Genomic DNA, 6,952 nt, shown 5'->3' with positions numbered 1-6,952 from the left:
ATGATCTCGATCTGGCGGGCGTCGAGCATCCACGGTTCATGGACCGGTCCGATCGCCATTCTCGAACCCGACCGCCTCGACCCGCCCGACGTGCAGTTCTACTGGCTCACCCCCTTCCGCGCCGGCCGGGGATACGCCGGTTTCCTCCACACGCACCACACCGCCGAGCAGATCATGGACGCCCAACTCGTGACCAGCCTCGACGGCTGGACCTGGCGGCGTGAAAATGACCGGCGGCCCGTCCTGCCCCTGGGCCAAAAGGGCCGCTTCGACTGCGGCATGATCATGTCCTGGGCGGCGCCCGTGGCCTGGAACGGCCGCGTCCTGGTCTTCTACAATGCCAGCGCCACCGTCCACGACGGCAAACCGCGCTATCCAAACGACCCGCTGCCCGCGCCCGCTGAAGGCATCGGCCTGGCCGAATTCGACCAAGATCTTCTAAAGGGACCGGAATAGGGGCGGAACCTTGCGGCCATGAGAGAGCGGGATTGTGCCGCGGCTATTCGACTTCCTTTTCGGATGGCACAGAGCACGCGGACCACGCGGAGCGGAGTTGATAGAGAATGATCCGCTCCGGTAAGCATCTTCCGCAGCGAACCGGCTGGTAGGGCATGTCTCCCGCTATTTGACCAGCGGATCGATAACCTTCCCGTCGACTGCCCACTTCGACTCCACGCCCGCCAACGCCAGCAGCGTCGCGTGCAGGTCCGCCGGTCGAACCGGACCAGACTCGCGGCCGTCACGCTCCTGCGAACCCGAAGCCATCAGCACCAACTCCCGCACCGCGTCGTTGGCCATCGATTCGTCAAAGCCGACGAACCCGTCGTCGCCGATCATCACGCCGTGATCGCTGACCAGCCACAACCGCACGTCATCCTGTCCGCGCACCGTCTCCAGAAAACCGCCCAGCGCGTGATCGAAAAACAGGCAACTGTCGGCGTACGCGCAGCGGAGGAACCGCAACTGCCCCTCATCCAACTCGTCCGATCGCACCGCCCGCGGCCCGAGCCACGCCAGCTTGCCAAGCTGATTCTCCGGCCGATACCGGGCGAAATCCTCCGGCGGGTCCCACGGCTGACTCAATCCATGGCAATCCACCACCATCAGCCAATCCTCGCGATCGGCCAGCCGCACCACCGCGTCCGAGGCCAGATCGAAAAGCTTCTCCGTCGGATCGAATGCGCCCGCCAGGGCTGCGCGATTGCGAAAGTACCGCTCCAGCCAAAGCCGGTCCGGCGCAAACTGCGGAGCGATCGGCTCGCGTCCGGCGCCGCCCTCAAACGGCGTGGCCAGCCGTTCCGGACCATCCGGCATCGGGTCGCCGCCCTGCCCGGGCTGATACAGCACAAAGTCAAAATCGCACGCCGGCCGGTAGACCTCCATTGCCCGTCGATGATCGCTGACCAGGCCCGTAAAGACGCCCTTCTCGCGCAGCAGGCCCGGCAGAGTCGCCTCCGCAGCCGCCAATGCTCCCGCCGCCGCAAGATCCCGCAGCCGCGACGCGGCAAGGCCCGTCATCAGCTCGAACCGGAACGACGCGCAGCCCGGACGATCGGTCCGCACGTTCTCGAACACCACCGACCGCTCGGCCAGACCCGAAACATTCGCACACTCCAGCCACGTATTGCCGTACGCGGCCAGATGGTCCCGCCGCAACGAATCGACTATCACCACCACTACCCGCAACGTTCGCCCTCCGTCTCGATCGCACCACCGGAACAGAACCGCGGGAGGCAAGGTCGCCCTCACCTCCCGCGGCTGCTTGCACGTCCATCTTACTCTATTCGCCAGCCGGTCCCAAGGCCTTTATTGACCGGCCAGCTCGACCGTCACCACGCCGCCGTAACCGCACGCCACGTCCATCGCGCCGTCCCGCAGCCAGATGTCCTGCACCTGGCCCTTGACGTCCGTCACGCCTTCCAGCGTCAGCGACTTGTCCTCGCCGATCCGCAGCAGCACGAGTTGGCCATCCCACGAGTTGACCTGGCCGATCGCGTACGCGTCGCTCAGGCCCACCACCGAGGGCGCGGGCGACAGCTCCAGCTCGCTGACCACCTCAATGTCGCGGCCGTCGCGGATGTCAATGCTCATCCACACGCCCTTGTCCCATCCGCACCGGTCATCCTCGCTCTCCGCGCCGTTCGAGGCGTAGTAGCCCCGTCCCTCAAGGCTCAGCAGCGCCATGCCGTTGCGGCAGCGAGCATCGACCCATCCGGCCTCCGGCAGATCGATCGCCTCCTGCAGCACCGCCTTGGACCCGTCGCGCTTCAGCGAACAGAACCGCCACTGCGTCTCGTAGTTGCGGCCGAGGTACATGTCCAGCGTGAACAGGTACTCCCCGTCCACGCCGACCAGAATGCCGGGAACGTTCACCGCCCGACCCATCGCCGGCCGAACCGGATCGCTGCAATCCACCTCACGCAGGTAGTACTTCAAACGCGGAGGCGCAAGCCAGGGCACCAAGCCGAACGACACCTCCACCGAACTGACGTAGACCGCATCGCCCGACGCCATCACGCCGACCACTTCATTGATCCGCGTCGCACTACTGCTCCCGCCCAGTTCCACCGTGGCGGCAAGGGCGGCCTTGCCCGCGTCGCTGATCGTTACGATCTTCAACACCGAACCGCCGTAGTCCTGTTCCGACCAGTCATAGGACTGGAAGACCAGCGCCCCGTTCTCCAGGACCAGCGGCTCGCCATATCCGCCCCACGGACTGACCATATCCACCGACGACTTGGCGGCGGCATCCTCTGCCGCTGGGTATCCGCCGTAGCCGCCGTAGTAGTAGCCGCCGGTCGAGTAGAAATCGAACGTCCGTTCGTCGAGAACCTTCAATTCAGGAAGCGCCGTCAGGTCCAACACCGCCAGACGCGTCTTACCTTCGCCGTCCGACCCGCTGACCACCGCACGCTCGTCATCGAGGAGGCTCAGACACCCGCCGAACACCTCCAGCGGCGCCGACGCCAGCACCTCGCCCGCCTCCGGCTGATCCGCCCGGACCACCTGAAGCTCCAGACCGCCCGCGCCGTACCAGTAATCCCCGTTGCCCACCAGCCGCAGACCGTAGTCGCCCACGACCTTGTACCGCAGGACGTTTTCCGCCAGCGAAATCGTCGCCAGCGACTCCGGCGCGGTCCGATCCGCGATGTCCAGCGTCTGAAGGGCCTGGCGGCTCAGGATCCACAACGCCGCGTCCTCCAGGTCCACGCCCGACCGGATCGCCGAGCCGCGGTGCTCGATCGTCGCCAATTCCTCCAGCTCATCCTCGGCGTAGTCCAGCATTCGCAGCTCGTTGACGCTGCCGCTGTCGTCCCACGTATCAACCGGCACCAGGACCAGTTTGGCCTCCGGCAGCACCTTGAACGCCTTGTCGTCGTAGTTGGCCTCCGACGAACTCCAGCCGTCGCCCAGCGTCGCCACCGATAGCTGCGATGGATTCTCCGGATCGGCCACGTCGTACAGCGCCACCGACGGCCGCCACGTCTCGCCCGCGTCCACACCCATCGCCACCAGCCGGTCGCCGTCCGGCACCAGGTGCGTCGAATAGCCCGGCACCTCCAGGTGTCCGGTGATCGCCGGCGCCGCGCCGTCGCGCAGGTCGATCACCCACAGCGGATCGATCTGCTCGAACGTCACCACGTAACCGGTCGGACCGGCGAACCGCACCGCCCGCACCGTCTCGCCGCTGACGATCGGCAACTCCGCCAGCGAGGTCACCTCGTCCGGGTTGCTGATATCGAAGGTGTACAGCCGCACCGCCGGACCGCTGAAATCCTCCCAGTTCTGTCCCGGCTGCCACTGCGGCCACGCCTCGGTCACCACCCGAAGCACACCGTCGTAGGCGTCCAGCGAAAAACGATTCAGTATATAACCCGGCACCGCTCCCGAGCTTCGCACCACGATCGCCCCAGCCGGGTCGCTGATATCGACGTAAACGATCTTGGTCCGATCGGTCTGCCAACTGTACCCAGCCACAAACACCGCATCGGTCGTGGCGTGGATGTAGCTCGCCGTGGCTGGGAATTCCACCTGATCGACCAACTGAACGTCATTCGGGTCGGCGATGTTCACCGAGGCCACGAATCCGTCGTTGGCACCCGTCGTGTCCGCGTTCACCTGCGCCGACGAGACAGCCGCGTCGCCAAGCGGCGCCGGTTCCGCATAGCCCCATCCCGCCCAACCGTCGCGATACCCGGCGATGTAGACCACCTGGCCCACCCGGCGGGTCTCAGCGATCTGGCCCTCAAAGTCGAACCGGTCCAGCACCGCCACGTGGTCCGGGTCGGCCAGGCTCAGCGCATAAACATGGCTGCCACCGACATGCTCCGCCTCGCCCGTCGCGGTCAGCCGGCACCGCGGCCAGTCGCTGCTGACCACCACCGCCAGACCGTCCACCACGTACATCTCCAGCGGCGTGCCCAGCACCTCGGCTTTGCCCAACAGTTTCGGCGACGACCAGTCCGAAACGTCCACCACGCGGAAACCCCGGTATTCATGGAGGATATAGAGATAGTCACCCACTTGCTTGGCCAGGTCCGCCTCTTCGATCTCGCGGACCGCCTCATCCGCCCCCTCCGTCGGAGCCTCGCCCGGCGCGCCTTGGTCCCTCTGCTCGTCATTCGTCGGCGCCAACGCCCCCATCCCACCGTACCAGTCGCCCTGAACCGACTCGAACTCGGTGTCACCCGGCTCAAGCTTACTGATCGGCGGGGCACAGCCAACCGTAAGCAAAACCCCCAACAGGCACAGACTCACCGCTGCTCTTGTGTGATTGATGCTACCCATTACCGTAACCTCCATGGGCCTGGACGTTGCGGAACGTGCTTAGGTTGGCCTGATCGTATCCTACCGACCCGCGCCGTCTTCCGCAAGCGGAAAAATGCCCCTAATTCGCTGTTTCACCGAAGCTTACGTCCCCCAACGACCTTCGCTCGCCAACGGCCTTTCCGCCGCCCGACCGTGGCCCAACACGGCAACTCCCGCCAAGAAAAGCAGTTGTCATCGATCCCCCGCGGCCGATAATATACGTCGATAGGCGACAGCGGCCCCTGAGCGATTCAATGCCATCGACTTGTCACGGAGGTCCGATAATATGCTCGATAACACCACCGCAAAGCGGTTTTCCGTCGTCCTGGGCAGCCTCCTGCTCGCCCTGACCGTCGCCGGATGCACCATCACCATTGACCCCCTCGACCCGAACGCCAACGATCCGAACGCGGTCGACCCCAACGCCAACCCACAGCCTACCACCCTGACCGTCTATCTGATCAACGAGACAAACCTCGAACTCGACCCCCACCTCTACGTCAGCCAGTACGTCCTGTCCGCTGAGCAACTCTTTGTCGACAGCAACATTTACGCCAACTTCGACGGGGCGACCGTGATCGATCCGAACACCACGGTCGAACTGACGCTCAACTGCTCCGAAACCAAGACCATCGGCTCCGACCAAGCCGCATTCGGCAAATGGTCCGACCTCCAGAATGCCGGCCGAAGCATCAACTCGCCCGTCATCGCGTTCGGCGACGCCGAGGACTCGCCCACCTACGAGCAGGTCATCCTCATCCGCTTCTACAGGGACCAAGCCGGCGATTACCGCACAAGCTGGACCGCGGTCGATCCGGAAGACCTCTGAGCCGACGCCGCCGCCTTGCGCAGGTACGCCAAGCGGCGAACAACATCCACGCTGCATTCTGAGTTCTGAATTCTCTCTTCCTACTCCCCGAACATGTGCCCCTTGTCGATGTAGTCCAGGATGAAGTGCATCAGCTCCGTCCCGGTGAACTGGCCAAGGCAGCCGTGCCCAGCCGCCAGTTCCGTAAAGCGCTTGGCCCCGTCCGGACGGCACGTCTCGCTCCAGAACAGCACCGGCGGAGCATCCGCCGTGTGACGCTTGGCCGCCACCGGCGTGCTGTGATCGCCGGTCAGCACAACCACATCGAACTGCCCCAGCACGCCCGGCAGGAACTCAGCGTCCACCCGCTCGATCATCTTCCGCTTGACCTCGAAGTTGCCGTCGTGGCCGCCCGCGTCGGTGCCCTTGATGTGCACGAAGATCAAATCGGCCTCGTCCCTGGCCTTCACCGCCGCCTGGGCCTTGGCCTTCAGGTCCGTCTCGGTCGTGCCCGTCGCCCCCGCCACGTCCAGCACCTTCATGCCCACGTACGACGCCACGCCCTTGTACAGCGCGCCGCCGGCCACGCAGACCGCCTTGAGGCCGAACCGATCGACCAGGCTGGGCACCTGCTGATAGAGCCCCGGTCCGCGAAGCACCGCCATGTTCGCGGGCTTCAGGCCTTTTTCCTTCCGCTCCAGGTTCACCGGATGGTCCGCCAGAAGCTCTCTGGCCTTGGCCGTGAAATCGTTGAGGGCCTTGGCCGTCTTCCTGGCCTCCGCCGAGCTGTCCAGCGGCTTGGCCTCGGCCACCGGCTGGCCCGTCTCGTGCGGATCGGTGTTGCTCACCGCCGCCGAAAGCCCCGGTCCCGACAGCACGCCCGCCCCGCGATGCTCCACCGTATGCACCATCCGCACCGTCACGTCGCCGATCTTCGTCCCGTCCAGCGTCTGGAAGATCTTGTCCAGACCATACGCAGCCCGACCCGCCCGGCGATCGACGATAGTCCCCTTCTCATCGAGCGTGCACAGGTTCACCCGGAACGAAACGTCGCCCGTCCTCAGTTCCATGCCCGCGCCCAGCGCCTCGAACGGTCCGCGGCCGGGATAGTACTTGTGCGGGTCGTAGCCGAACAAAGCCAGGTGAGCGGTGTCCGAACCCGGAATCTGCCCCGGTCCCAGCGTATACATCAAGCCCAACGACGCACTCGGCGTCAGCTTATCCAAATTCGGCGTCTTTGCCTCCGACAGCGGCGTCTTGGCCCCCCGATCCCCAAGCCCATCCAGCACCACAAACAAAGCCTTGGCCATCAGTATGCCTCCTTATCCGTACAGC

The 6,952-nt window shown here is 65.1% G+C and carries 5 protein-coding genes; 2 read left to right on the top strand and 3 right to left on the bottom strand.

The features are described 5' to 3' along the window. Positions 1 to 456 (top strand): hypothetical protein (locus GXY33_14895; GenBank protein NLX06423.1); only part of this gene is annotated, 456 nt, incomplete at its 5' end. 165 nt (positions 457 to 621) lie between these two features. On the opposite strand, the gene GXY33_14890 is transcribed toward GXY33_14895, so the two are convergent. Both GXY33_14890 and GXY33_14885 read right to left on the bottom strand, forming a co-directional pair. Beyond that, entirely contained in the window at positions 622 to 1,686 is a 1,065-nt protein-coding gene (locus tag GXY33_14890) for a sulfatase-like hydrolase/transferase (protein ID NLX06422.1), read from the bottom strand. 120 nt (positions 1,687 to 1,806) lie between these two features. Beyond that, a complete protein-coding gene (locus tag GXY33_14885; GenBank protein NLX06421.1) occupies positions 1,807 to 4,788 on the bottom strand; it encodes a hypothetical protein in 2,982 nt (993 codons plus the stop codon). 307 nt (positions 4,789 to 5,095) lie between these two features. Between GXY33_14885 and GXY33_14880 the strand changes: the two genes are divergently transcribed. Next, on the top strand, positions 5,096 to 5,638 hold the full coding sequence (locus tag GXY33_14880; protein NLX06420.1) for a hypothetical protein: 543 nt from the start codon (positions 5,096 to 5,098) through the stop codon (positions 5,636 to 5,638). A gap of 80 nt (positions 5,639 to 5,718) precedes the next feature. On the opposite strand, the gene apgM is transcribed toward GXY33_14880, so the two are convergent. Continuing rightward, positions 5,719 to 6,927 (bottom strand): 2,3-bisphosphoglycerate-independent phosphoglycerate mutase, encoded by a 1,209-nt coding sequence (gene apgM / locus GXY33_14875; GenBank protein NLX06419.1) that lies wholly within the window; start codon positions 6,925 to 6,927, stop codon positions 5,719 to 5,721. Positions 6,928 to 6,952: the final 25 nt, after the last annotated feature.

Source organism: Phycisphaerae bacterium (assembly GCA_012729815.1).
Lineage (GTDB): Bacteria > Planctomycetota > Phycisphaerae > JAAYCJ01 > JAAYCJ01 > JAAYCJ01.
Note: the sequence above shows the minus strand (reverse complement) of the source record. Positions and strands in the feature narration are given on the sequence as shown.